This window comes from Paraburkholderia atlantica (genome assembly GCF_000092885.1).
Lineage (GTDB): Bacteria > Pseudomonadota > Gammaproteobacteria > Burkholderiales > Burkholderiaceae > Paraburkholderia > Paraburkholderia atlantica.
Window position 1 is genome coordinate 138,969 of record NC_014119.1, and the last position, 23,095, is coordinate 162,063.

Sequence of the window (23,095 nt, forward strand, 5' to 3'; positions counted from 1 at the left end):
CTGCCACGTAGGCGAACCTGAACGGCCCGCGTGAACCAGCATGCGGGAAAGAACCCACGCGCCGATCCATCACACGGTGAGCGCGCGGCCATCGCTGCGCGGATCGTGCGCGCCTGACACCGCGCCGTCCGCATCGATGCGTATCACACCAGGGTGACCCGCGAGCGGACTCTGCGTCGGGATCACGCTCACCTCGTGGCCGCGCGCGGCGAGCGCCGCGAACACGTCGGCGCCTGCGTCTTCTTCGAGCTTCAGCGCATCGCGCGTGTCGGAGAACGTCTTGCCGAGCAGAAAACGCGGACGGGCGAGTGCGGTGAGCGGGTCCATCCCGTAGTCGATCAGCCGCGTGAGAATGGCGGCGAGCGTTTGCGGCTGACCGTCGGCGCCTTGTGTGCCGAACAGCAGGTACGGGCGGCCGTCTTTCAGATACATGCCGGGGTTGAGCGTATGAAAAGGGCGCTTGCCCGGCTGCACCGCGTTGTGATGCGCGGGGTGCGTGCTGAACGACGCGCCGCGGTTGTGCCACAGAATGCCGGTATCGCCCGCGACTACGCCGCTGCCCCAGTCGAAGTAGACCGTTTGCAACACGCTGACGCTGCGGCCCTGGCTATCCGTCGCGCCGATGAACACCGTGTCGCCCGGATGGAACACATGTGGCCACGCTCGCGCTCGATGTGGGTCGATCGAACGAGCATGGGCGTCGAGCGTCGCGGGCGACAGCATCTGCTCGACGGGCACGATGTTGAACTCGGGATCCGATACGAAGCGGTCACGGTCGACGAACGCGCACTTCACCGCTTCCACCAGCAGGTGATAGTAATCGGCACTCCCTTCGCGAATCGCGCCGATGTCGAAGCGATCCAGCGTGCCCATGATTTGCAGCGTCGTCACGCCTTGCGTAGGCGGACGCAGGCTTACCAGTTCGCCGCCGCGATACGCGACCCGCAGCGGTGCTTCGTCGCGCGCGCGGGTTCTGGCGAGATCGCTCGAAGTGAGCGGCGAGCCGGCCTGCTGCAAACCGCGCGCGATGCGCTCGGCCAGTTCGCCTTCATAAAACTCGCGCGCGCCGAAACGGGCAATCCGCTCGATGCTCTTTGCCAACGCCGGTTGTGTGAAACGCTCGTCGACAGCGGGAATCCTGCCGTGCGGAGCGAAGGTTGCCGCAAAGCCCGGCAGTGTATTCAGTTCGTCGGCACGCAGGCTTTGCCAGAAATGCTGCGACGGCGTGACGGGAAAGCCGTCGCCGGCATAGTTGAGCGCGCGATCGAACAGCGACGACCACGACTGTGTGCCGCCCCATGCGCTTTTGCTGACCTCGTACGCGTGCTGCCATGCATCGACGGTCGCTGCGGTGGTGAGCGCGGATGCCGCGCCGCGCAACGGGATCGCGCCGTCGAACGCGGGCAGTTGCGCCGGGGCCTGGCCGATGCCCGACAGCGTGCGCAAGGTTCCCTCGCGGTCGCCGATTACCCAGAACGCGTCGCCGCCGAGTCCTGTGAAATGCGGATACGTCACGCACAGCGCGGCACCGATCGCGATAGCCGCTTCGATCGCATTGCCGCCGGCGCGCAACACGTCGCGGCCGGCCTCGCTCGCCAACGCGTGGGGGCTGGTGACCATGCCGCCGGTCGGGCCGGCGAGTCGCGTGTCGCGCATCGATTGCTACTCCGTTGCAGGAGACGAGCTGCGCGTGAGCTCGTCGGAGTACGGATTATATGTTCACGCAGCGCGTCGAAAAAAATCGACGCCGATCTCGTCGCGACGGGGGAAAAGCCCGCTACCTACGCTTATGACCCGCCTGCTGGCGTGCCGCAGCGCAGTGGCGTGTATCGGCCGCAGCGTGTGAACATCGTCAATGCGCGGGTTTCGCCACCGCCGGGTGGTTTATCGTTGGACCGCAACGGTTTGGAGTTGCGGCAGCACGCGAGCGTGCTCAGCGATTTCACGGACCCTGCTGCGATAGAACGCATTTACTATCCGGAGTCGGAGGCGCTGCTAAGGGGCTGGACGGGCGCGAAGCGCGCCGTCATCTTCGATCACACGATTCGCGACGGCCATGCGGCGCGTCCCGGCACCGTGCGCGAGCCGGTCAAGTTCATTCACAACGACCAGACCTTCGTGTCGGGTCCGCGCCGCGTGCGCGATCACCTGCCGCCGCATGAAGCGGAAAAACTGCTCAAGGGGAGGGTGGTCAACCTGTGGCGTCCCATCGGATCGACGGTCGAATCGTCGCCGCTGGCGTTGTGCGATGCGCGCAGTATTGCGCCGACCGACCTGGTGCCGTCGGATCTGATCTATCAGGACAAAGTCGGCGAGACCTATGCGTTCGTGTTCAACCCGAAGCATCGCTGGTACTACTTTCCGCTGATGAAGGCGGAAGAAGTCCTGCTGCTGAAAATCTACGATTCCGCTGGCGACGGTGTCGCGCGGCTGACAGCACATATGGCATTCGATGATCCGTCGTCGCCGCCGGACGCAAGACCGCGTCGGAGTATCGAACTGCGCACGCTATTGTTCTTCTGATGCTTGCCGAAGCGTGCACGAGCATATCCCGCCGAGATCCGGCAGGAACCGCGGCACGCCGATCACGAGCATGACGGTCGTCAATTCGGAATACGCGAGCCGGCCGCGTGCATCGAGAATCAGATAGTCGAGTCCCGCGCTCACGCCGAGCATTTCCGAAGGCCGCGAGCCCGCCCGATGCTTCGATGCTCTTCTTCGCGAAGCGACGATACGGGTCTTTCGTCTTCGGTACCCGCCAGCTCCGCTTCGATCTCGCGCAAACGAATGTGAACAGCGGCATGACTGGCCGCAACGCGCTTACCTCACGGCTGCGGGTTCGGCATCGGCCGGTGTTACCGTGACGTGCTGCGCCTGTTGCGACTCGCGCTTGATCCGCTCGATATCGCGAAAGCGGGTAGCCGGATGCGTCTGCGGCAGGCGCGCACCGTCGCCGAACAGCTTCTCGCGCAGCGTGCCGGGCGTGTACGCGGTCGGATACACGCCGCGGCGCTGCAACTCGGGCACGAGGTAATGGACGACGTCTTCGAACGTTTCGTGCGCGATGGCATACGCAAGGTTGAATCCGTCAACGCCGGTTGCCTTGACCCATTGCTGCAGGATGTCCGCCACCGTCGAAGGCGATCCGACGAATACAGGACCCATGCCGCCGACGCCGCCCCAGATCGCGAGTTCCTCGATGGTCCATGCCTTGTCGCCGCCTGACAGATGTTCGACGGCCGAGACGATGGCGTTGGTTTCGACGCGTCTCACGAGATCGGTGGGCGCGTACTGGCCGAAGTCGATCCCCGTCCATCCCGACATGAACACGAGCGATCCGTCATACGACACATAGCGCTTGTACTCTTCGAACTTCGCCTGCGCCTTCGCATCGGTTTCATCGACGATCACGGTGACGAGGTTGTAGATAAGGAGCTTGGCCGGATCGCGTCCTGCTTCCGCTGCCTGGCGTCGCACATCGCTGACGTAGTTTTTCAGCACGGCTTGCGTCGGCGCGGCGACGAACACGCATTCCGCGTGCTGCGCAGCGAATGCCTTGCCCGGCCCCGATGCACCCGCCTGGAAGAGCACGGGCGTGCGCTGCGGCGAAGGCTCGCAAAGGTGATAGCCGGGCACTTCGAAGTACTTGCCCTTGTGGCCGATCTCGTGGACCTTCTCCGGATGCGTGAACACGCGCTTCTCGCGGTCGCGCACGACCGCGCCGTCTTCCCAGCTTCCTTCCAGCAGCTTGTACAGAACTTCGACGTATTCCGTCGCGACTTCATAGCGATTGCCGTGATCGCGCAATCCGCCTTCGCTGATGTTCTTCGCGCCGCTCTCCAGATACGACGTGACGATATTCCACGCGAGTCGGCCCTTCGTCAGATGATCGGCGGTCGAGAGGCGGCGCGCGAAGGTGTACGGATGCTCGAAACTCGTCGACGCCGTGATGCCGATGCCAAGGTGCTCGGTGACCATCGCAATCGGCGCGGCGAGTTGCAGTGGATCGTTGACGGGAATCTGCGCGGCCTGATGCAGCGCGTGATAGTTGTTGCCCTTGTAGACGTCGTAATAGCCGATCACGTCGGCGACAAAGATGCCGTCGAAAATACCTTTCTCCAATACCTTCGCGAGATCGGTCCAGTATTCGAGATCCTTGTATTGCCACGAGCGGTCGCGCGGATGCGCCCACAAACCCGGCGACTGGTGACCGACGCAATTCATCTCGAATGCGTTGAAGCGAATGGGTTTGGTCATGACGCTCACTTGCTCCCCTGGCCGGGGCCGTTGCCGATACTCCAGATAAACGGCGGCTCCTTGCCGTTAATCACCCAGTCGCCGACGATGCGCGCCTTGTAGACGAGGGGATTGTGCGACGACACGGTGCGCGCGTTGCGCCAGTGACGATCGAGCGCCTGAGTGGTGCTGGTCGCCGACGCACCGAGCGCATCGAACAGATGCGTCGCCGCGCGCAACACGAGTTCCGACACGACAAGCTGGCTCTGCGCCGATTCGATTTCGGCATCGACGTTGGCGCGATGTTCCGCTTCGGTATCGTCGGAAAAGCGGGCTTCGTACGCGCGTTGCAAAGGCTGCGCCGCCTGCACCGTCAGTGCCTGTGCCGCATAGGCCCACGAGGCGATTTCGCCCGCCACCTGCTGGATCTGCGCGTCTTCGCTCACGTGCGGCGCGTTGCCGTGGCTATAGATGCGCTTGCGCTGCCGCACCAGCGTGCCGACGTCGCGCGTGATGGCCGCGCCGATGCCCGCCAGTGTGGCGACATGCACTAACTGATAAAACGCGGTCTGATACCTGAAACGCCGCTCGAACGCAATGATGTTATGCGCATCGACCGAGGCATTGATGAATACGGTCGTGCCGCTGCCCGTGGTTGTCTGGCCGAACCCGTCCCAGTCGTCCTTGCGCAACACACCGGGTTGATTCGTGCTGACGGCGGCGATTACGTCGGCGCCGTCTTCCTCGCGTTTCGCGAGCACGTCGATCCACTCGGCAAAGATGCTACCCGTGCTGTAGTACTTCGAGCCATTCAGCACGTACTGGCCATCGCGTCGGGATACCCTGGTCGACAGCGTGCCGACGGCGACGTCGCCCACCTCGGACCACGCGCTGCCCACCAGTTGTCCGCTCACGAAGCGGTCGAACCAGGTGTTGCGGTCGGTGCCGGGCGGAACATTCAGCCAGTCTTCGACGAAAGCGAAGTGCGCGCGCAACGCCTGTGGCAGATTCGAATCGGCCGCGGCGAGTTCGATCAGAAGACGAAACAGTTGCGGCAGCGATGCACCGGCACCGCCATGCGCGACAGGTATCCGCACTGCGCCGAAGCCCGCGTCCTTGAGCCAGCCAATCGCTTCATGCGGCAATTCGCGCGAACGGTCGCGCTGTGCCGCACCTTCGGCGATACGCGCGAAGATAGGGCGAAAGCGATTGGCGAGTGATTCGTAGTCGGTTCCGACGGAGAGATCGGCGGCGTGCGATGAGGTCATGCAGATCCTTTGGAAAAGCGGTAGCGAAGCCCACGACGCGCATTGAGCGCTGGACAAAGGCGAGTATAAAAATCACCGCTCGCCGCGCGTAAATAACGGATTGGCAGATCGTTATCCGTATGGCGACTTATGTCGACGATAGCGGTGGTATGACTGCGGGAACAGAAAGTGCCATCGATCGGTTGAGAATACTAAGCATATGAATAGCGATTCGTTTGCGGTATGGACGAGCTTGTCTAGCATGAAAGGTCATGCATCCAGAAACGATCCTCCTGCAATGAATCAGCCTGTCCTGAAGGCGGTCTCCATCACGAAGCGATTCGGCGCGACGACTGCGCTGACCCATCTCGATCTCGACATCCGTGCGGGAGAGGTGGTGGCGTTGATGGGCGCGAACGGCGCGGGCAAATCGACGCTCGTCAAGATAATCAGCGGCGTCTACGGAGCGGATAGCGGTGCGCTGACTTTGCGCGGCGAACCCTTCGCACCTTGGTCGCCGCAGCAGGCCAAAGGGCTTGGCGTCGCGACCGTGCATCAGAGCACCGCCGATGCCGTGGTCCCGACCTTATCCGTTGCGGATAACCTGCTGCTCGATCAGCTTTGCGATGCGGCGACTGCGTGGCGTATGACGCCAACCGTGCGCGTCGATGCCGCGCGGCCACTTGCGCTGCGCGTCGGACTCGAAGTCGACCTGTCTGCGCCGTTGCATACGCTGTCGCTGGCAGGGCAGCAACTTGTGACCCTGGCGCGTGCATTGGCCGGCAATCCGTCGTTGCTGATTCTCGATGAGCCTACGGCGAGTCTTTCTGCGCCGGAAGCGGAGCGGCTTTTCGCCTTGATCGAGCGTTTGCGTGCCGACGGCGCGGCGATATTGCTGGTGTCTCACCGGCTAGGTGACTTGCGCCGCATCGCGGACCGCGTGACCGTCATGCGCGATGGCCGCATCGTGGCGAATCTGCGTCCGCCCATCGATTTCGACGCCGCGATAGAAACGATGATCGGCCATGCACTGCCCGCCGATCGCGCTGCGCCGCACGACAGCGGCACGTCCAGCAACGTGGTGTTCAGCGCGCGCGATCTGAAGCTGACGCCAGCCTCGATACCTTTCGATCTGGACGTCGAAGAAGGCAAGATCGTGGCGATTGCAGGCCCCATCGGCGGCGGAAAATCGCGTCTCGCGCGCGTCATTTTTGGCGAAACGCGCGCCGTGCAAGGCGACATGCAGTTGCTCGGCAAGCCATGGCGACCGCGCTCGCCCGCTGACGCGATTCGCGCGGGTGTCTACCTCGCGGGAGAAGACCGCTGGCGCTCGTCGCTCTTTCCGGACAGCGTGCCGTTCGCATCGATCGCCGGCACGCTCAGTTTTCCATTTCTGTCACGCTGGCATAAGGGCGGCTTCGTGCGTCGTGAGACGGAGCGGGCGGCGGCCGGCGAGGCGATTGCCGCATTCGGCGTGCGCTGCACGGGACCGGACGACCGGCTGTCGCGTATGTCGGGTGGCAATCAGCAAAAGGTCGTGCTCGCGCGCTGGCACGCGGAACCATCGAAGCTGTTGCTGCTCGACGAACCGTTTCAGGGCGTCGATGCAGGCGCGCGCGCCGACATCGTGGCACTTCTGCGCAAGCGTGCGGCGGGGCGGGCCACGCTGGTGTTCGTCAGCGATCTCGAAGAAGCGTTCGAAATCGCCGATCGCGTCGTGCATTTCGATCGCGGTACGACACTCGAGCGCGCGGCTCCCGCCGATTCTCTTTCTTTTGTTGCTCTCCCTCATTCATGAAATCCACCACCCCGTCCGTGACGACGACGAACGTCCCTGCCGAATCGACGGCGCGCCCGCGCTCGGGCAGTCTGCGCGTGCATCTGGAACGCACGGGCATCCTGCTGTTGCTGGCCGTGCTGATCGTCGTGTTCGCGGTGCGCGAGCCAGCCTTTCTGAACGTCGACAATCTGCTGAGCATTCTGCAGGCCGTTTCGATCGTGGCGCTGCTGGGCATAGGCGTCACGATCACGCTGGCGGCAGGCGGCTTCGATCTCTCGGTAGGCAGCGTCGCTGCAACCGCGCAAATGGTCGCGAGCTATGTGCTGATCGTATGGCATGGCGGAGCGTGGAGCGCCGTGCTGGCCTGTCTGGCATTCGGCGTGGTCGCGGGCCTTTTCAATGGTGTGCTTATCACACGTCTGCGCGTGCCCGACCAGCTTGCCACCCTCGGTACGCTGTTCCTGCTGGCGGGTCTGCAATTGATTCCGACAGGCGGGCGTTCGCTTGCGACGGGCACCGTGCTGCCCGACGGCACGGAAGCGACGGGCAGCTTTCCCGATCTGTTTCTCGCGCTGGGGCGTTCGCGCCTGTTGGACATCGTGCCGCTGCCTGTTCTGCTGCTGGCGGCGTTGACGGCGGTGGCGTGCTTCGTCATGGAGGCGACGCGCTGGGGGCGGGTGATCTATGCGATCGGCGGCAACGAAACGGCCGCGCGCCTCGCCGGCGCGCCGACGGCCCGCTACCGCATCGCGGCCTATGTCGCGTCATCGACGATTGCCGCGTTGGGCGGTGTGCTGATTGCGGCACGCGTCGGCCGGGGCGATGTGAGCGCGGGGCATTCGTTGCTGCTCGACGCCGTCGCGGCGGCGCTGGTCGGCTACGCGGTATGGGGCGCGAAGCGGCCCAACGTGCCCGGCACGGTGGTGGGCGCCGTGTTCGTCGGTGTGCTGCTCAACGGCCTGACGATGCTGAACGCGCCGTACTACATGCAGGATTTCATCAAGGGCGTGCTGCTCGTGTTTGCATTGGCTTTCACATTCAGTGTCGGCTCGCGTTCGGGTGCGCGCTTGTGAGACGAGAAAACCATCTGCGCATCGACGTCATATCCATTTGCAAATCGCTCAGTTTGTGATCGTGACGAGCGTTGCTAGTCTGTGCAGATAGTCATCAAAGGGAGACATTCATGGCCGAAACCGACGTAGCCGATCAACAGCAGACGGACGCGCAAGCCCGCGCGGTGCGGGTGATCGCCGACGATGCGCAAGCCATTGCCATCGCGCATGAGCTGGCGCGGCGTATTGCGGCGGGTGCATCCGAGCGCGATCGCGAGCGCCGGTTGCCGCGCGAAGAGATCGAGTGGTTCTCGCAATCGGGGCTGTGGGGCATCACGGTGCCGAAGGCGTATGGCGGCGCGGGTGTGTCGTTCGTCACGCTGACGGAGGTCATCAAGATCGTCTCTGCGGCCGATCCGTCGCTTGGCCAGTTGCCGCAGAATCATTTCGGTCTGGTCGATGTGATTGTGTTGACAGGTACCGAAGAACAAAAGCGCTATTTCTTTGCGGAAATCCTGGCGGGCAAGCGCTTCGGCAACGGCTTCTCCGAAAAGGGCACGAAGAACGTGCTCGATCTCAGGACCACGGTGCGGCGCGATGGCGACGACTATGTGATCGACGGCACGAAGTTCTATTCGACAGGGGCACTGTTCGCGCACTATGTGCCCGTGCTTGGGCTCGATGAAGAGCGCAAAGCGTGGCTCGCGTATATCCCCAAGGGCACGGCGGGCCTTGAAGTCGTCGACGACTGGTCCGGCTTTGGCCAGCGTACGACGGCAAGCGGTACGGTCACGCTGGAAGACGTGCGCGTGCGGGCGTCGCACGTGCTGCCTGCGCAGCGCGTTTCCGACGAACCAACACTCAATGGCCCCGTGTCGCAGATCATTCAGGCTGCCATCGATGCAGGCATCGCGAAAGCCGCCATCGCCGATACGCTCGAATTCGTTCGCACGCGCGCGCGACCGTGGGTCGACAGCGGCGTCGACAAGGCCGGCGACGATCCGCTCACGCTGCGTGAAATCGGCCGCCTGCATATCCAGCTGCATGCCGCCGAAGCGCTGCTCGAACGCGCTGCACGCGTGCTCGACGAATTCTTGGCCAAAGGCGCGACCACGGAAGACGATGTCGCGCGTGCCTCGGTCGCCGTCGGCGAGGCCAAAGTAGTGACGACCGAAATCGCGCTGCTGGCCGGCGAAAAGCTCTTCGAACTCGCCGGCACCCAGTCGACGCTGAGCGAACACAACTTCGACCGTCACTGGCGCAACGCGCGCACGCATACGCTGCACGATCCTGTCCGATGGAAGTATCACCTCGTCGGCAACTACTATCTGAACGGCGTGAAACCGGCACGTCACGCATGGAACTGACGCTGCCGGTAATCAGGCATCAAACAAGGGGACTTTCGATGAAATCGCTGTTTCATAGCCGTTCGATCTGGGTGCGTGCGCTGGGCGCACTGACGTTGTGCTCGGCTGCCGTGCTGTCTGCGGCATCCGCACATTCCGAGCCGCTCAAAGGCGCACCGGCGCCGTTCGACAAGGGCGGTGTGCGGATCGCGCTCGTCAACTATCTGTCGACGGGCGATTTCTTCCAGGCCTACGAGGCGGGCGCGCAGAAGCAGGCCAGGGCGCTGGGTGTCGACTTGCGCATCTACGAGGGCCGCCAGGATGCGTCAGAGCAGCGCGAGCAGATCCAGCAGGCAATCAGCCTGGGCGTGTCGGCGATCATCGTCAATCACGGCTTGCCGGAATCGCTCAAAGACGTCGTGCAGCGCGCGCTGGACAAAGGCATCAAGGTCGTCGCGTTCGACGTCGATCTCGCCAACCCCAAGGTGCCGCAAATCGAACAGAGCGATCACGATCTCGCGTCGCTGCTGCTCGATCAGGCCGTGAAGGACAACGGCGACGCGTTCGCAGCCGGTTACGTATATGTCGCGGGCTTCGCGCCGCTCGACAGGCGTGACGCCGTGTGGCGCGACTTCAAGCGCGCGCATCCGAACGTGCAGGAGAAGGCGCGTTGGGGCACGGTGGATAACCCGATCGCGCAGTCCGTTGCGAATCAGGCGTCGGCTGCGTACCGCGCGCATCCGGAGATTCGCGTCGTATTCGCACCATACGACGAGTTTGCGCGCGGCGCCAAACTGGCCGCTGACGAAGCCAGACTGTCGTCGAAACTGCGCATTTACAGCGCGGACATTTCGACTGCCGATATCGAAGCGATCCGCGCGCCAGGCAGCGCCTGGGTGGCGACAGCGGCGACCAATCCCGCCGTGGTCGGCGCCGTGTCGGTACGTGCGGCGGCCCTGCTGGTGGCAGGACAGGACCCGGGTCATCACATTGTGGTGAAGCCGACGCTGATCACGCGCGACGATCTGTTGAAAAACGACATCAAAACGATTGCGGACCTTGGCGAGAAATTCCCTGCGTTCCGTTCGAGTGATGCGGCCACCGCTGCGTGGATTCCTGCCGCGCAATAAGCTGCGAGAAACGTGGCACATGCTGGCAGTGTCGAAGCGTCACTTCGAACCGCTTCAAAACGAAGGCGGCGTACAAATCACGGTACTCACGTTCCACACCATCACCGGCTCGCAAAACCGTAGACGGTTGCAGGATTATCCACGAGGATCCCGCAAAAGCTGATATTCGGCGACACCCCGTCACTTTTCGCGAATGCAGCCGCAGAGTATGGACCGTCACTGACGGTGGGTGGTCTCACTGTGGCGCGACACTTGGATGCTAGACCTAGTCACGACCGACTTTCATCGGACCGCGAGGGCTATAAAAAGAGCCCGCGAGATCGTTGTCGCGCAACGCGATTTCCGCCAGGATTATCCGGTCCGGACTTCTTCGCTTCACATGGCCTATCGCCTCCAACTCGTCGCCCTCGCGCTACCCGCTGACTGCGCACCGGAATTGTTGCCTGCGCCGGTGTCACGGTTCATTGTGGCCTGCTGGCCTGGTATGAGCCGAGCGCAGTTGCTCGACCGCGCGCGCCGGTTCGCATTGCGCGCCTCACTGCGCGTGCGCCCGGAACGCGGCCCGGAAGGGGTGCGGCCGTATGCACTGGTGCTGGCGATCGGGGAGGTACGTGTCGAACTCGTCGCTCACGTGCGCAGGCTCGCACATCGCGGTGGTGCCCGGCGTGCGAGGGCCTCGCTACCGCCGGCGAGGGATGCGCGGCAAAGGGCGCTTTTCTGACTTCGCGCAGTGTGGTTTGCGTTGCCCAGTAGGCCGGCTCGGCGCGGAACGACCGGGCCGCGTTCGAAAACGCTGTCCGCACAGTGGCTATGGCGGCGAGGGCGCGAGCCGTTGGGAGGAACGTTGGGAAACGATGGAGAACTCTCTCCGCCGTGCGGAGAGAATCTTGTCTCGCCGCTTCGCCACGGACCGTCGTGCGAAGACAAAGGCTGTCTGGGAACTGTCGGGAAAGAGAGGCCCCGCGTGTCGCTGAATTAGCTCCGCTGCATTCCGGTGCCAGCGTTTAAAGAACGCAACTAACTGCCTTTCGCCGACTCCACAACAAAATTGGCAGTGTCGCGAGAACAGCTCCGCAACGGCGAAGGAAGTACCAAATTTTGGTATTATGGCAGTATATCGGAGCGACGATTATGAGCAAAAACACCTCTGTCTCACTCGGCGATCACTTCGCCGAATTCGTTGAAGATCGCGTGCGTGCGGGTCGATACAGCACTGCGAGTGACGTTGTTCGCGCCGGCCTGCGTTTGCTGGAGGAACAGGAGGCGAAACTTGACGTCCTGCGCGTTGAACTGGAGAAGGGTGAGCGTTCGGGACAATCAAGACCGTTCGACTTTGACGCCTTTCTTGCACGCAAACGGAAATCCGCGACGTGAAGGCTTTTGTATTCTCGCCCGCGGCCGAGGAAGATCTCGACAGTATCTGGGACTACGCGGTAGAAAACTGGGGACAGCGACAAGCGGAACGATATATCCGGATGATCCAGGACACGGTTATCGGGCTAACTGACGGTACGCAGCCGAGTCAGTCTGCGCAACATGTACGATCGGGTTACCGTAAAGTGCTTGTCGGAACGCATGTGATTTTTTTCAAGGAAGACGAGCACCTGATCGACCTAATCCGCATCCTCCACCAACGAATGGACCCGTCGTATCACCTGAACGAACACTGATCTCGTATTAATCCCCCAATTGGGATGCGTTGCTAGTTGTGCGTCTGCGCACGAGCCACAACGAGCTCTGCCGATACGACAACGCGGACCCGGGCGGCTCGGAGTGTGACCTGTCTGCATCGGATCTCAAAAACGATTCGCTTAGTATAACCAACTCATCGCAATCAACGTCGCGCACGTTGATCAGCACACAGCCTGCACGATCGCAGCCGGTGATCACGCTCGGATTCTCGTCGAGCAGTCACCATTGTACGAGCAACGCTCGCCGGTGGACCATGACGCGGCGCTCGAGCCTGGGGCTGAATGCTTCGAGTCGGCGTTCGCCGCGTGGACGGCCACGCGCGATTGGCGTGGCTACGTCAACCACCAAAATTACGTTGGTCTGGCCATCCAGCTTTTCGCATCGACGGGTACGATACAGTGCCTCCGCCACGGCGGGCCACAGTTCCGCAGGGGTGCTGCCGGGCGCGAAACAGACGCCGTGCTGCCCGTAGCTGAGCAGGTTGCCACAGATAAGCACGCGCTCTTTGAATGGAACCTTGAGCTTGTGGGTGCGTTGGTCGCCTAAGTGGTCGAGGCTCAGCTGGACGATTTGCATGCAGACCGTGGCGCGCGGTCCGTCGTCATCCGAGATCAAGGCGTAGCGCGGCTCGAGATTGGCCGGACCGGCCGCTTCAATCATTTGCAGGTATGCCGGCGAAAAATAAAAGCTCTGCCCAGCAGTTGCCGAGCGCCAATCCTCCACATTGAGTTGGCGGAGGCGATGAGCAATGGCGATTTGAAACCCGCTAGCGCGACGCAGTTTCTTGCGTAGTTGCAGGCGGGTGTTCAGTCGTTGTGAAAGTAGTTTCATCGCGAATGGGCCGAGGACCAGCGGCAAACTCAAAACGACTGCACATCCTGCTTGATTATCCTACGCGAAGCCTCGACATCGGGCACCCGAATCATCCCACTGACAAGCCTGAAATAGCAGACGGATCCGACGCGATTTGAACTGCGTGAATAGCGGCTGCTCGCCGAAATGGTGCGTAGCCGCTATCTGCCCGGATGAATCGAATTCGTCGACATTGTTGCCGCCGGTGCTAGTGGCTGGAGAACAGGACGTCCGCAATGATGCCAGTCGCGATAGCGGCGAGCACATAATCCCCGTTGACCCCGACCCAGTGATAGCCGTGCGGCGGCGGCCGGAGGCCGTGGCCGCGCCAGTCGTCGACGACGTAGTTGTGATTGCGGTATTCGGCCGGAAGCCGATCGCCCTGACGCCAGTCGGCGTGCGGCATCGGGCCGCCCGGCCGCCCGCGATAGGCCTCGTGCGGCATGGGGCCATGACCGTGAGCGGGCGGCGGACGCATGTCGTGTCGTTTGGGCCCGTGCACCGACCAGTCACTGTGACGCTGATTGTCGTGAGGCTGGGCGAAGGCGGGGATCGACACACCGATAAGGGCTGCAATCATGAGTTGCGCGAGCAATTTTGATTTCATGGCTGCCTCGAGAGAAGAATTGATCGAAATGAAACGAAACAATGGCGTTTGACGGCGATTATGTTTCCCTATCCGTTCAGAGGAGATGGTCAGTGCGCAGGCTCTCTGCGCACTTCCTGGAAAGACGGGCGGACGATGGGCCGTCAGTCAGCCGGTTACTGACCGAAGTAGACCGAGCCCGGGCCGGTGCGAGCTGCTTCGCTCGTGTACGCATGGCTGCCCGCTGCGGACGAACCGCTTATGACGCCACCCACTCCGGACGTGTCTCCGTGTTGCGCAGCAACCTTGGCTTCAGCAGCCTGGATGTCCGCCGGATATTCGCGCGGGTTCGCACGGGCCGGGTTGTAGCCCGCTGCTTCTATTTCGACCAGTTGCTGACGGACTTCAGCGCGGGTTAGTGGATGGTTTGCGGCCACGTTTGCTGCGGCGAAAACCGTAATCGGAGCAGCGAAGGCGATGGCAGCGACAAAGGCGGCGAGTTTAACGAGGGGCTTCATGGTTACTACCTCCTTGGTTGTTGGTTGGGGCGCTACAAGCTTCTGCTTGGCTTCAACCGTTAAGAGAATTGTAAGGAAATAGTAAACGAGGGTAAACACCTACGTTGCAAGAGACTATTGCATTCTATGCAATAAATATAGGCTATTACGGTGTCACGGCAGATATATAGTCCGAATTGGATGGCAATCCTCGTGCAGGCAGGGCTGAGAGCGGGCTCACGAAGCGAGAGCCTTGGAACCCGAAGTAACTCAGGCCGCCACGCGCATCGTCTTCGCAATGGTCGAGTCCTCTTTGTCTCTTTTGGGCGGTGCGCCAAACATCCGGGCGTATTCCCGACTGAATTGCGAGGGGCTCTCATATCCCACCGCAAATGAGGCGGCCTGAGCGCTCATCGACTGTGACAGCAGCAGCCTGCGTGCCTCGAGTAGGCGCAATTGCTTCTGATATTGAAGAGGGGAAAGTCCGGTCAGCGCCTTGAATTGCCGGTGGAACGCCGACGGACTTAGCTGGGCGGTCTCAGCCAGATCTTCCACTCGCACTGGCTGCGAAAATCGAGTTCTGATATTTTCCATCGCGCGCAGAACACCGTGCGAGGTATTCCCGCTCGACGCCAGCTTCGCGATTACGGGGCCTTTTGGACCTCTTAGCAACCAATAACAAATCTCCCGCATAAGCAGCGGGTAAAGAATTCCGACAGCGTCCACGGGCCGATGAAGGCAGCCGTCGAAGCGCTGACTCGCTATATGGCCCTCGAGCTCGCGCCGCGTCGGATAGCGGTCAACGTCGTCGCACCAGGCGCAATCGCGACCGACTTCAGTGGTGGCATCGTGCGAGACAATCCGCAGGTCAACAAGGCCGTCGCAGACCATACCGCTCTTGGCCGAACGGGACTGCCGTCGGATGTGGGCCCAGTGATTGCCGGTCTTTTGTCGGATGACTTTGGTTGGGTAAACGCGCAGCGCATTGAAGTGGCGGGCGGCATTCACATCTGACTTGCCGTCGCGAGGGGCAGCAGCTCGAGGCCGGGTGCCAAATCAATGCTCAGTACATTTATGCATGACGGGGATCGCCACGCTCATTCGTCAAGATCACGCCCCCATACGTGCGCACCGCCATGACCGCAGCGCGTGCGGCCGTGGCAGGTACCGAGGGCGGCAACTGATCGATCATGCAATCTATCGGGGAGGGGGGGGCGCCTGTTGCATCAATTCGCGGTCCGCCTCTTCCTCGACTGACAGCCTGACCACCGACCACACGATCGGCGCCGCGATCAACGGCGTCTAGTTCATCGCGGTGCCGAGCCAGCCGGGGCTCGTGCCGCCAGGCGAAGGCAGCAGCACGATCGCGAGGCCGAAAATTTGGAAATCGGGGGCTATCGAGCAATGACCGAGCGGACAATGAACTAGCTGCGATGCTTTTCGCGCGATCCGCAGCCAGAAAGGGCGAAGCCGGGCCCGCAGAGACGCTATAACGACGAAGTGCGTACCGCGCTGATCACGTTGTGGGTGGCTGCCGACCGGTGCCGATCGGCACGTTCTCTGACCGGAATGATCCGTTGCCCAGCTAGCTCGATGTCGATTTCGCGAGCATTGCGGTGGCACCGGGATCAACGGCGACTTCCTGCACAGTTCTGTGATGATATTGCAACCGGCTGGACCGAATGCCCTACCATGTCGTATCGTAGCGGGGCGTTCGTTCTCGAACACATCGAGCATGCTTGCCGCGTCTGTCCTTTCCGCTGCGTAGTCTGGGTTGCGATAACGACACACCGAGTCCCACGGTCTGCGATGCTGGACTCCCTCGCGCGCCTCGCTCATGCAGGAAGCATGGGCTCTTCAGTCATTCACCGATAACGACGAATCTAGACGAAGACTGCACTTGCAGGTCCATCGCCTTTTTCTGACAGGGAGCATGAATGTGAGTGGTGCGAACGTCAAAATGTGCGCGATCATGGTTATGCTCCCCATGAGTTGTGGCTCGATCCACGCTGGTGCGCACACCGCGGCCGGCGCGCCAGCACATCGGGTGGCGTACTCGACGTCGCGGCTTCAGAACAGGCCGGATAGTGCCGTGAGTCGGGACGTGCGCAGCACCCTCAGGCGGACACCGAGCCTGGATGCTTCAGGCGTTCGGGTCAGGGTGCGCTTGGGAGTTGTGACGCTCACAGGATGGGTGCCTGAGCACAGGCAGATCGCGCTCGCCGGCAACACGGCCAGGTCCGTCCGCGGAGTCAGGTCGGTGACGAATCAGCTGACCTTGCGGAACAGCCGTTAGGCAGTGATTCGAGAAGATGAAGCGAGTACGTCACGAGTAGCCAGCCGATGAACGCTACACAACTTCAGTGACCGGTAGGCGCTTTGCGTCTTCGCCAAACTCCCAGAAACCATCGAGCCGTCCACATGCAACGTACGCGAGCTACAGCGACGTAGGTCCGAGATTGCGCACGGCGCCGGCTCCCGCCAGCATCGCGGTTAACGCCACGCCGGCCGCCTGAATCAGGCCCGGCTTATCGCCGATGAACGGCGGCCGGCTGATTGCGAGCATCGCACCTGGGACAGCAACATTCGCTTGATTGCTTCGGTATGGCTTACCGACATCAGCGGCTCGATGTCGAGGCCGGCGAGCGCTTCGTCACGTCGCGTCGCGTCGCGTCGCGTCAACAATGTTAGTCATCGTTCGTCAGGAGAACTGCGAAGCGACGTGTCGACTCGAACGCGGTAAGCGCAATGACCAGGCCGACAGTGATCGGCACTGCGAGGAAAGCACCCGCGATGCCCCAGATCGATGACCACACTGCCAGACTGATCAGGATCATCGCGGGGCTCAGGTTCAGTGAGCCGCCCATCAGCCACGGGTCGAGGAGATGTCCGACTACGAAGTTCGCGAGCGTAAGCGAGATGAACAGCACGATTGCCGCGTTCCACTGGCCGAACTGCAGCGCCGCGAGCAGCGTCGGAACCGCGACCGAGATCCATGAGCCCGCGTACGGGATGAAGTTCAGCAGGCCAATCAGCACCGCCCAAAGCTCTGCGAATTCAAGTCCGACGAGCCACATGCAGATCCAGCTTGCGATGCCAAGGATCGCGCCGAGCAGGGTCTTCATGGCGAGATAGACGCCGATTTTCGAGTTGATCTCGTCGATTACCGAGACGATGCGCGTCGAGCCGCCCGCGAACTTCACCAGCTTGCGCCGATATTTCGCGTGCTCGATGAGGAAGAACGTCGCATAAAGTAGTACCACGATGATCGCGGCAAAGAGCGATGACACCGACGACAGGGTAGAGGTCATGATCGCCTGCACGTTGACGCTCGCTAACAGATCGCGACGTATCGCAGTCCAGTTCGCCTCCGTTTCGATGTGGAGCAGCGCGGCGAACTTGGTAAGCAGTACGAGCAGCGTCGCCTCGTACTTCGGCGCGACAGCCATCAGCCGATCCCTGTCGGACAGCAGTAGACTGACCGACAGGTAGACCGTGAAAAGCATCAGCGTCGCGGCAATTGCGTGGCGCGGGCCTTCCCGCAGGCGTGCACCGACGTAGGGAAAGCTGCGCAGCAGGTTGGCGAGGCCGAAGACCACGTAAGTCGCGATGATGCCGAACGCAATCGGCACCAGCACGGGGCGTCCGACATACAGTCCCCACCCGAGCAGTGTGGCGAGTATGGCCGCGCACGTGCATTTCAGCAGACCTTGGTTCATGCGTTTCCTCGCGAGCAGCGCTGCTTGCTGGGTTGTGGGTGGGTGCCTTAGTCGCAGCGGGATTTTTCGTCGGGTAGCATCGAATCGACGACACGGCGTTTGCGCCGTCCCCGCCACAGCAGGCTAACGACGAGCGCGACCACGCCCGCGCCGATCACGATCGCCATCGCAGCCGGCAGGTGCGAGCGGACCCACGGCACGTTGCCGAAAAAATAACCGGGCCCCGCAAGCGAGCATATCCAGATCACTGCGCCACCGGTCGTAAAGCGCACGAAGCGGCGAAACGGCATCTTCATGGCGCCGGCGAGCGCGGGCGCGACGGCGCGGACGATTGCGATGAACGGAGAATACAGCAGCAGTGCGGCGCCGTGACGTGCATAGAGCGCGCGGGTTCGCGCACTGACCTTGTTGATCCAGCCACTGCGCTTCGGTTTCCAAACAGAGGCGACGGCACGTGCCAGCGCATAGTTGAACACTGTTCCTCCAACCGCGGCAGCGACCAGCAACGGCGCGAGCCACAGAGGGTGCAGCACGCCGACGGCAGCGAGTGCCCCGGACATGAACAGCAACATGTCCGCGGGAAGAATGACGAGAGGGAGTACGCCTACACTGCCGAAGACGATCGCCCCGATGATTGCGTAGGCCAACGGTCCATGCTGGGCCAGCAGCGTTTCGAGGTCCTGTTCCAGTTGCGAGACGAATTGGATGAACATCGCCATGCGTGTCGGCCACGAGCGCGTTAGTCGAGAGGAAAGTATAGCGGCAAGCGCGCGTTAGTCCGGTTCAATGTGGCCCGACGGGCGCAATCGCGTTGCGCATCATGACGCCGCGAACAGCCGGCTCTCGCTGTCTCCCGTACCGCGTGCGGGAACTGGCGGGTCCGGGGGACGAATCGCCTGCGGCAAGGCTCTGCTAGCGCGGGTACGGCTAAGTTCTCGCGTTGGACATGCCCGCTCGATCTCGTTGAGGTAGTCCGTCGAGGCGCTTGATAGCGTGCTCGGCTGCGCGTGCGAGCACGAAGCGTAGATATGCCTCAGGGTCGATGCCGTTCAGTTTTCCGGTGCCAATGGAAACTCGCGCTGCGCCCCCTCGACGGGGAGACTGTCGATTTCGAGCTGGCCTTCATCGCAATAGCGTGTGAGCGCAGCCGCTTCTTTCATTTTTCTAAGGGTTCCGAAGCCGCGCACTTCAATTCCCTTAACGACAAACCGTGCATGATCCCGACCCTGTTGCGCCATGACGGCGAATTACCGAAAGCTGGAGCTTCGGGTTTCCGGGGTCAACGTTTTTTCGTCGGCTGCTGCCTGTCGATGCTAGTCACTCGATATATGGAGCAATGTTTATTAGCCTCGGTGCAATGCCGCTTTCCCTTCACAACTTGACCGGCGCGGGGAACTAAAGCGAGTGCAAGCGCCAATACGGCGCATCGGCGTAGCGCGGCCTTAAAGCAAATGTAGTTTGCTGTTATCAAACAAAATTTGACGCCGTTTTTTTACTGATATCTCAAGTTACAGATATGAAACGTGATGACAGAAAAAGCAACGCCCGGCTTGTGATGGGCAGCAAGATCAGAGCGTTGCACGAGCGACTCGCGTACCTTGGACGAAACTGCAACGGCGGCCGGAATCTCGAAGCCGTTCCTTTCTCAGGTCGAGGGAGGACAGGCGACGCCGTCCATTCCGTCATTAGCCGGTATTGCGCAAGCGCTTGGCGTAACAATGCAGTACTTCGCCGAAGCGCCAACCGAAGCGAAGTCCGTGCGCCGCGCAAACGAAAGGCAGTACTTCAGCTTTGCAGACTCGACGAATCAGTTTGCTCGCCTCAGCAATGCAGCGCTCGGCAGGCAACTCGACGCGATTCTCATCCGAATGCCTGCTGGTCAGCCGCCGTCGGAACTACGACACATGCTGGAGAGGAGTTTCTCCATGTGCTCAGCAATCAGGTTTCGCTGAACCTCGAGGGCAGGACATTTGTGCTTGATCCTGGTGACAGCGCGCACTTCGAGTCGACGGCCCCACACGGTTCGCAGAGTCGTCCTTCTGCGCTGAATGCCGCCGTCGTCGACACGAGGTCTTAGCGCAACTGGAACAACTCCTGATGAAAGTCAGCGCTATCGAGGCCGTGTGCGACGAGATCGTCGCGGACGGCTTCGCCGAATGCCGGCGGCCCGCAGAACCACACGCTTGCACTCGCCCAATCGGGAATCGCCGTGCGAACCCGCTCGCCGTTCAGCCTTCCGTGCTTGGCATCCACTAGCAAATGCAGCTGAACTTCTGCTGCCTTCGCGTCAGCGACGAGCTGATCGATCGCCTTCTGGGAGAAGTCGGCGGTCGAATGAAACAGATCGATCCGATGACGCCGGTCACGATGCTGCGCCAACTCCTTCATCCGCGCAACGAAAGGTGTAATGCCGATCCCCGCGCCGATCCAGATCTGGTGCGCACGCTGGTCTGCGAACGTGAAACAGCCATAAGGCCCTTCCACCGTCACCGGCATGCCTTCCCGCAGGCGATCCTTTAGCCTACTCGTGTGGTCGCCGAGCTCCTTCGTCAAGAACACCACTCGCGGTACGCGAGGGTTCCATGCGGACGCGATCGTATAAGGATGTGCACCTTCGCTTCTGTCTGATGTGACAAACGCGAACTGCCCCGACGCATGCCCCGGCCAGCCGGGTCGTAGATCGATTGCCGTCTGCAGCACGCGCAGCTCGGGATACCAGGTGAGCGACGCGATGCGACCTTCAACCTTACACTGGCGACCGACATGCCCACCCAGCACGCGCACGACCGACACGATACCGGCCGCGAGCAGCACCACGACCACGACTCCGACCGGCGCACGCCAATAGCCGAAGCGCAGTAGTACGACCGTGTGGAACGCAAGGGGTAGATACAGAACGGCGAGCCAGTTGTGGGTCTTCGCGAACCACCGATACGGGAACTGCCGAATCAGCGCGAGCACAATCAAGCCTTTCGCTGGATTTTGCAACGGCGTTTTGGCGTTTCTGGCATCGGTTTGAGGGGCGACCGGGATTCGGAAAAAAATCCGCCGTAGCTCAATATAACACCTGATTCAATTGAGGAAGCTGGCACCTATCTTTGCGTTAGGCTACGCATTATGGCACCGCTATTGCCGCGCTTCCTTCGGATCTGCTCGAAAACATCCCCACCATATGCCGATCACTGATACGGATAATTAATCAGCCTAAATTTCGCATAATTAGATTAGCGAAGTTCTAATATCCACTGGCATCAGAGATGGTGTTCCTGCTTTTAATAACCGGTCCTTCGAAAGCGGCCGCGAGGCACGAGTCACGAAAAATGTCGGCCGGCGGAGCGATTGCAATGCGACGGCGTTGATATGAACGGACGGACCGCCTCCCGCGCTAGTGTCGGAAATCTTGATGCGTCCGTGTACCGAGCCCAAACGGGCTTAAATAATAGACGGAGGCGCCGGCTATCTCGATTCCTTTATTTGGGCTGGTCAATGCTTGCCGATCGTGAGCGACTTCGTTGGTCGCATGGGGGGCGAGGCTCTTCTTCTCGCCCTGGCGCGTCTACTTGACCAGGTCGCACACACAAGGTGCATGGAATGGCGGCGGGACGGGATCTTGAAACAGGTGCAAGCCATCCTCGATCTGCGCATCGATCTCCACTAACGCTTGCCATTCCATCAATTTTTCTGCGTATACTCGTAGCCACCTGAATGGCTGACGTCCAGGTTCCACGCTGCACGCCGACAAGAAGCCAAGACATCAGTCGATAATACGGCACGCGATTTCCCTTTCGGAACGCAGTTCTTTCATGTTAGGTGGGGCCTCTTATGCGAAAACATGCTTTTGGTGCTGCAGTCTCATCGTTGCTGCTGGCGGGCGCAGCAGTTTCACCGGCTATCGCGCATACCGACGACGGCTTCGCGCAGGACGATGGCGCGTCGCATGGGCGTCCGGTCAAGGTGATGATCATTTCGATGTTCGGTCCGGAAGGCCAGGTGTGGCTCGATCATCTCGGACCGTGGCAGGACATCACCGTCGCGGGACTTTCCCCTGACTACCCGGCAGTCCACTGCAATCGCCAGGAGATCTGCGTGATGACGACGGGCATGGGACACGCGAATGCCGCCGCGTCGATCATGGCGCTGACCTTCTCGCCGCGTTTCGACTTGCGCCGTACGTATTTCATGGTGGCGGGCATCGCAGGTATCGATCCGCTTCAGGGGACCGTCGGATCCGCCGCGTGGGCCAACTGGCTCGTCGACTTCGGGATTCAATGGGAAGTCGACGGGCGCGAAATTCCTCCCGGCTGGAACACTGGCTATCTCGGCATCAACACGACGGGCCCGACGCAAAAGCCACCGCTCGACTATCGCACCGAAGTGTTTCAGCTGAATCCGGCGCTTTCAAATGCGGCATTCGCGCTGTCGCGCAACGTGACGCTCACGGACGACCCACCGGCGCAGGCTGCCCGCGCCAAATACAACTATGCGCCAGCGAACCGTCCGCCGACAGTGATCCAGTGCGACACGCTGGCGGGCGACACCTGGTGGTCGGGCACTGATCTAGGAGAGCGCGCGCGTCAATGGACGAAAATCCTGACAGACGGCAAGGGCACCTATTGCACGACGCAGCAGGAAGACAACGCCACTTTCGAGGCATTGACGCGCGCGGCGTCCGCGCATCGCGTTGACCTCGCCCGTGTAGCGGTGTTGCGCGCCGGCTCGGACTTCGACCGGCCTTACGCGGACCAGTCGAGCGCGGACAATCTGCTCAACTACGCGTCGCAGGGCGGCTTCACGATCGCAATTAACAATCTTTTCCTGACCGGCAATCCGCTCGTGCAGGACATCGTCACGCACTGGGGCGAATGGAGCGACGGCGTGCCTCGGCGGTAGCGTGTTTTGCGGCGGGGTGAAGCGCCGCGCGTGCCTTTCGTTGCGGTTTTATTTCACTTCAATCTTGA

At 61.5% G+C, this 23,095-nt stretch carries 21 protein-coding genes and 3 pseudogenes; 11 read left to right on the forward strand and 13 right to left on the reverse strand.

Going from position 1 to position 23,095, the window contains the following annotated elements:
- Nucleotides 1–69: 69 nt before the first annotated feature.
- Nucleotides 70–1,656 carry a gamma-glutamyltransferase family protein gene (locus BC1002_RS28250; protein WP_013093402.1) on the reverse strand — a complete coding sequence of 529 codons (1,587 nt, stop codon included), beginning with the start codon at nt 1,654–1,656 and terminating at the stop codon, nt 70–72.
- Between the two features lie 54 nt (nt 1,657–1,710).
- Between BC1002_RS28250 and BC1002_RS28255 the strand changes: the two genes are divergently transcribed.
- Nucleotides 1,711–2,523, forward strand: coding sequence for a CmcJ/NvfI family oxidoreductase (locus BC1002_RS28255; RefSeq protein ID WP_041735848.1), 813 nt, complete (start codon nt 1,711–1,713; stop codon nt 2,521–2,523).
- Here BC1002_RS28255 and BC1002_RS38005 read toward each other — a convergent pair.
- The 3 genes from BC1002_RS38005 to BC1002_RS28265 form a co-directional block, all read right to left on the reverse strand.
- The gene (locus tag BC1002_RS38005; RefSeq protein WP_162094075.1) at nt 2,509–2,667 is read right to left on the reverse strand and encodes a hypothetical protein; all 159 of its coding nucleotides are present in this window, start codon (nt 2,665–2,667) and stop codon (nt 2,509–2,511) included. The genes BC1002_RS28255 and BC1002_RS38005 overlap by 15 nt on opposite strands.
- A gap of 153 nt (nt 2,668–2,820) precedes the next feature.
- The gene (locus tag BC1002_RS28260) at nt 2,821–4,257 is read right to left on the reverse strand and encodes an LLM class flavin-dependent oxidoreductase (protein ID WP_013093404.1); all 1,437 of its coding nucleotides are present in this window, start codon (nt 4,255–4,257) and stop codon (nt 2,821–2,823) included.
- A gap of 5 nt (nt 4,258–4,262) precedes the next feature.
- Complete coding sequence (locus tag BC1002_RS28265; protein ID WP_013093405.1) at nt 4,263–5,504, reverse strand: acyl-CoA dehydrogenase family protein; 1,242 nt, start codon at nt 5,502–5,504, stop codon at nt 4,263–4,265.
- A gap of 277 nt (nt 5,505–5,781) precedes the next feature.
- Between BC1002_RS28265 and BC1002_RS28270 the strand changes: the two genes are divergently transcribed.
- The 6 genes from BC1002_RS28270 to BC1002_RS28295 all read left to right on the forward strand — a co-directional run bounded on the left by BC1002_RS28270 (nt 5,782) and on the right by BC1002_RS28295 (nt 12,461).
- Entirely contained in the window at nt 5,782–7,281 is a 1,500-nt protein-coding gene (locus tag BC1002_RS28270; RefSeq protein ID WP_013093406.1) for a sugar ABC transporter ATP-binding protein, read from the forward strand.
- Nucleotides 7,278–8,336, forward strand: a complete 1,059-nt coding sequence (locus tag BC1002_RS28275) for an ABC transporter permease (RefSeq protein WP_013093407.1) — start codon at nt 7,278–7,280, stop codon at nt 8,334–8,336. Before BC1002_RS28270 ends, BC1002_RS28275 begins: the two co-directional genes overlap by 4 nt.
- A gap of 110 nt (nt 8,337–8,446) precedes the next feature.
- The gene (locus BC1002_RS28280) at nt 8,447–9,682 is read left to right on the forward strand and encodes an SfnB family sulfur acquisition oxidoreductase (protein ID WP_013093408.1); all 1,236 of its coding nucleotides are present in this window, start codon (nt 8,447–8,449) and stop codon (nt 9,680–9,682) included.
- Between the two features lie 38 nt (nt 9,683–9,720).
- Nucleotides 9,721–10,791 (forward strand): substrate-binding domain-containing protein, encoded by a 1,071-nt coding sequence (locus tag BC1002_RS28285; RefSeq protein ID WP_013093409.1) that lies wholly within the window; start codon nt 9,721–9,723, stop codon nt 10,789–10,791.
- Between the two features lie 1,131 nt (nt 10,792–11,922).
- Nucleotides 11,923–12,165, forward strand: coding sequence for a type II toxin-antitoxin system ParD family antitoxin (locus BC1002_RS36830; RefSeq protein WP_013093410.1), 243 nt, complete (start codon nt 11,923–11,925; stop codon nt 12,163–12,165).
- On the forward strand, nt 12,162–12,461 hold the full coding sequence (locus BC1002_RS28295; RefSeq protein WP_013093411.1) for a type II toxin-antitoxin system RelE/ParE family toxin: 300 nt from the start codon (nt 12,162–12,164) through the stop codon (nt 12,459–12,461). Before BC1002_RS36830 ends, BC1002_RS28295 begins: the two co-directional genes overlap by 4 nt.
- A gap of 241 nt (nt 12,462–12,702) precedes the next feature.
- Here BC1002_RS28295 and BC1002_RS28300 read toward each other — a convergent pair whose 3' ends face one another.
- From BC1002_RS28300 to BC1002_RS28315, 4 genes are all read right to left on the reverse strand, one after another.
- Nucleotides 12,703–13,347 carry a hypothetical protein gene (locus tag BC1002_RS28300; RefSeq protein WP_238538058.1) on the reverse strand — a complete coding sequence of 215 codons (645 nt, stop codon included), beginning with the start codon at nt 13,345–13,347 and terminating at the stop codon, nt 12,703–12,705.
- 196 nt (nt 13,348–13,543) lie between these two features.
- On the reverse strand, nt 13,544–13,942 hold the full coding sequence (locus BC1002_RS38535; RefSeq protein ID WP_013093412.1) for an RcnB family protein: 399 nt from the start codon (nt 13,940–13,942) through the stop codon (nt 13,544–13,546).
- A 155-nt stretch (nt 13,943–14,097) separates the two neighbouring features.
- The gene (locus BC1002_RS28310; protein WP_013093413.1) at nt 14,098–14,439 is read right to left on the reverse strand and encodes a DUF4148 domain-containing protein; all 342 of its coding nucleotides are present in this window, start codon (nt 14,437–14,439) and stop codon (nt 14,098–14,100) included.
- A gap of 249 nt (nt 14,440–14,688) precedes the next feature.
- Nucleotides 14,689–15,111, reverse strand: coding sequence for a helix-turn-helix domain-containing protein (locus BC1002_RS28315; protein WP_083788773.1), 423 nt, complete (start codon nt 15,109–15,111; stop codon nt 14,689–14,691).
- 30 nt (nt 15,112–15,141) lie between these two features.
- Here BC1002_RS28315 and BC1002_RS28320 point away from each other — a divergent pair.
- Together BC1002_RS28320 and BC1002_RS28325 are read left to right on the forward strand one after the other, a co-directional pair.
- Nucleotides 15,142–15,432, forward strand: a pseudogene (locus tag BC1002_RS28320) (SDR family oxidoreductase); the annotation flags it as partial.
- Nucleotides 15,433–16,405: 973 nt separating this feature from the next.
- Nucleotides 16,406–16,714 carry a BON domain-containing protein gene (locus BC1002_RS28325; RefSeq protein WP_083788774.1) on the forward strand — a complete coding sequence of 103 codons (309 nt, stop codon included), beginning with the start codon at nt 16,406–16,408 and terminating at the stop codon, nt 16,712–16,714.
- 141 nt (nt 16,715–16,855) lie between these two features.
- On the opposite strand, the gene BC1002_RS39440 is transcribed toward BC1002_RS28325, so the two are convergent.
- The 4 genes and pseudogenes from BC1002_RS39440 to BC1002_RS36840 form a co-directional block, all read right to left on the reverse strand.
- A complete protein-coding gene (locus tag BC1002_RS39440) occupies nt 16,856–16,984 on the reverse strand; it encodes a hypothetical protein (RefSeq protein ID WP_274380070.1) in 129 nt (42 codons plus the stop codon).
- Between the two features lie 121 nt (nt 16,985–17,105).
- Nucleotides 17,106–18,137: an AI-2E family transporter gene (locus BC1002_RS28330; RefSeq protein WP_013093414.1), complete on the reverse strand. Its 1,032-nt coding sequence runs from the start codon at nt 18,135–18,137 to the stop codon at nt 17,106–17,108.
- 47 nt (nt 18,138–18,184) lie between these two features.
- Nucleotides 18,185–18,856 (reverse strand): DedA family protein, encoded by a 672-nt coding sequence (locus tag BC1002_RS28335; RefSeq protein WP_013093415.1) that lies wholly within the window; start codon nt 18,854–18,856, stop codon nt 18,185–18,187.
- Nucleotides 18,857–19,064: 208 nt separating this feature from the next.
- Nucleotides 19,065–19,282: pseudogene (locus BC1002_RS36840) on the reverse strand (transposase domain-containing protein); the annotation flags it as partial.
- A gap of 371 nt (nt 19,283–19,653) precedes the next feature.
- On the opposite strand from BC1002_RS36840, the pseudogene BC1002_RS28340 reads away from it, so the two are divergent.
- Nucleotides 19,654–20,214: pseudogene (locus BC1002_RS28340) on the forward strand (helix-turn-helix domain-containing protein).
- On the opposite strand, the gene BC1002_RS28345 reads toward BC1002_RS28340, so the two are convergent.
- Nucleotides 20,211–20,954 carry a ferredoxin reductase family protein gene (locus BC1002_RS28345; RefSeq protein ID WP_238538059.1) on the reverse strand — a complete coding sequence of 248 codons (744 nt, stop codon included), beginning with the start codon at nt 20,952–20,954 and terminating at the stop codon, nt 20,211–20,213. The pseudogene BC1002_RS28340 and the gene BC1002_RS28345 overlap by 4 nt on opposite strands.
- Nucleotides 20,955–21,959: 1,005 nt before the next feature.
- Here BC1002_RS28345 and BC1002_RS28350 point away from each other — a divergent pair.
- Nucleotides 21,960–23,027, forward strand: a complete 1,068-nt coding sequence (locus BC1002_RS28350; protein ID WP_013093419.1) for a purine-nucleoside phosphorylase — start codon at nt 21,960–21,962, stop codon at nt 23,025–23,027.
- Nucleotides 23,028–23,095: the final 68 nt, after the last annotated feature.

What these genes read in the sequence shown, in the direction of transcription:
- BC1002_RS28250 (WP_013093402.1), bottom strand. Translation starts at nt 1,656, where the DNA reads ATGCGCGACACGCGACTCGCCGGCCCGACCGGCGGCATGGTCACCAGC.
- BC1002_RS28260 (WP_013093404.1), bottom strand. Translation starts at nt 4,257, where the DNA reads ATGACCAAACCCATTCGCTTCAACGCATTCGAGATGAATTGCGTCGGT.
- BC1002_RS28265 (WP_013093405.1), bottom strand. Translation starts at nt 5,504, where the DNA reads ATGACCTCATCGCACGCCGCCGATCTCTCCGTCGGAACCGACTACGAA.
- BC1002_RS28270 (WP_013093406.1), top strand. Translation starts at nt 5,782, where the DNA reads ATGAATCAGCCTGTCCTGAAGGCGGTCTCCATCACGAAGCGATTCGGC.
- BC1002_RS28275 (WP_013093407.1), top strand. Translation starts at nt 7,278, where the DNA reads ATGAAATCCACCACCCCGTCCGTGACGACGACGAACGTCCCTGCCGAA.
- BC1002_RS28280 (WP_013093408.1), top strand. Translation starts at nt 8,447, where the DNA reads ATGGCCGAAACCGACGTAGCCGATCAACAGCAGACGGACGCGCAAGCC.
- BC1002_RS28285 (WP_013093409.1), top strand. Translation starts at nt 9,721, where the DNA reads ATGAAATCGCTGTTTCATAGCCGTTCGATCTGGGTGCGTGCGCTGGGC.
- BC1002_RS36830 (WP_013093410.1), top strand. Translation starts at nt 11,923, where the DNA reads ATGAGCAAAAACACCTCTGTCTCACTCGGCGATCACTTCGCCGAATTC.
- BC1002_RS38535 (WP_013093412.1), bottom strand. Translation starts at nt 13,942, where the DNA reads ATGAAATCAAAATTGCTCGCGCAACTCATGATTGCAGCCCTTATCGGT.
- BC1002_RS28310 (WP_013093413.1), bottom strand. Translation starts at nt 14,439, where the DNA reads ATGAAGCCCCTCGTTAAACTCGCCGCCTTTGTCGCTGCCATCGCCTTC.
- BC1002_RS28315 (WP_083788773.1), bottom strand. Translation starts at nt 15,111, where the DNA reads ATGCGGGAGATTTGTTATTGGTTGCTAAGAGGTCCAAAAGGCCCCGTA.
- BC1002_RS28325 (WP_083788774.1), top strand. Translation starts at nt 16,406, where the DNA reads ATGAGTTGTGGCTCGATCCACGCTGGTGCGCACACCGCGGCCGGCGCG.
- BC1002_RS39440 (WP_274380070.1), bottom strand. Translation starts at nt 16,984, where the DNA reads ATGCTCGCAATCAGCCGGCCGCCGTTCATCGGCGATAAGCCGGGCCTG.
- BC1002_RS28330 (WP_013093414.1), bottom strand. Translation starts at nt 18,137, where the DNA reads ATGAACCAAGGTCTGCTGAAATGCACGTGCGCGGCCATACTCGCCACA.
- BC1002_RS28335 (WP_013093415.1), bottom strand. Translation starts at nt 18,856, where the DNA reads ATGGCGATGTTCATCCAATTCGTCTCGCAACTGGAACAGGACCTCGAA.
- BC1002_RS28350 (WP_013093419.1), top strand. Translation starts at nt 21,960, where the DNA reads ATGCGAAAACATGCTTTTGGTGCTGCAGTCTCATCGTTGCTGCTGGCG.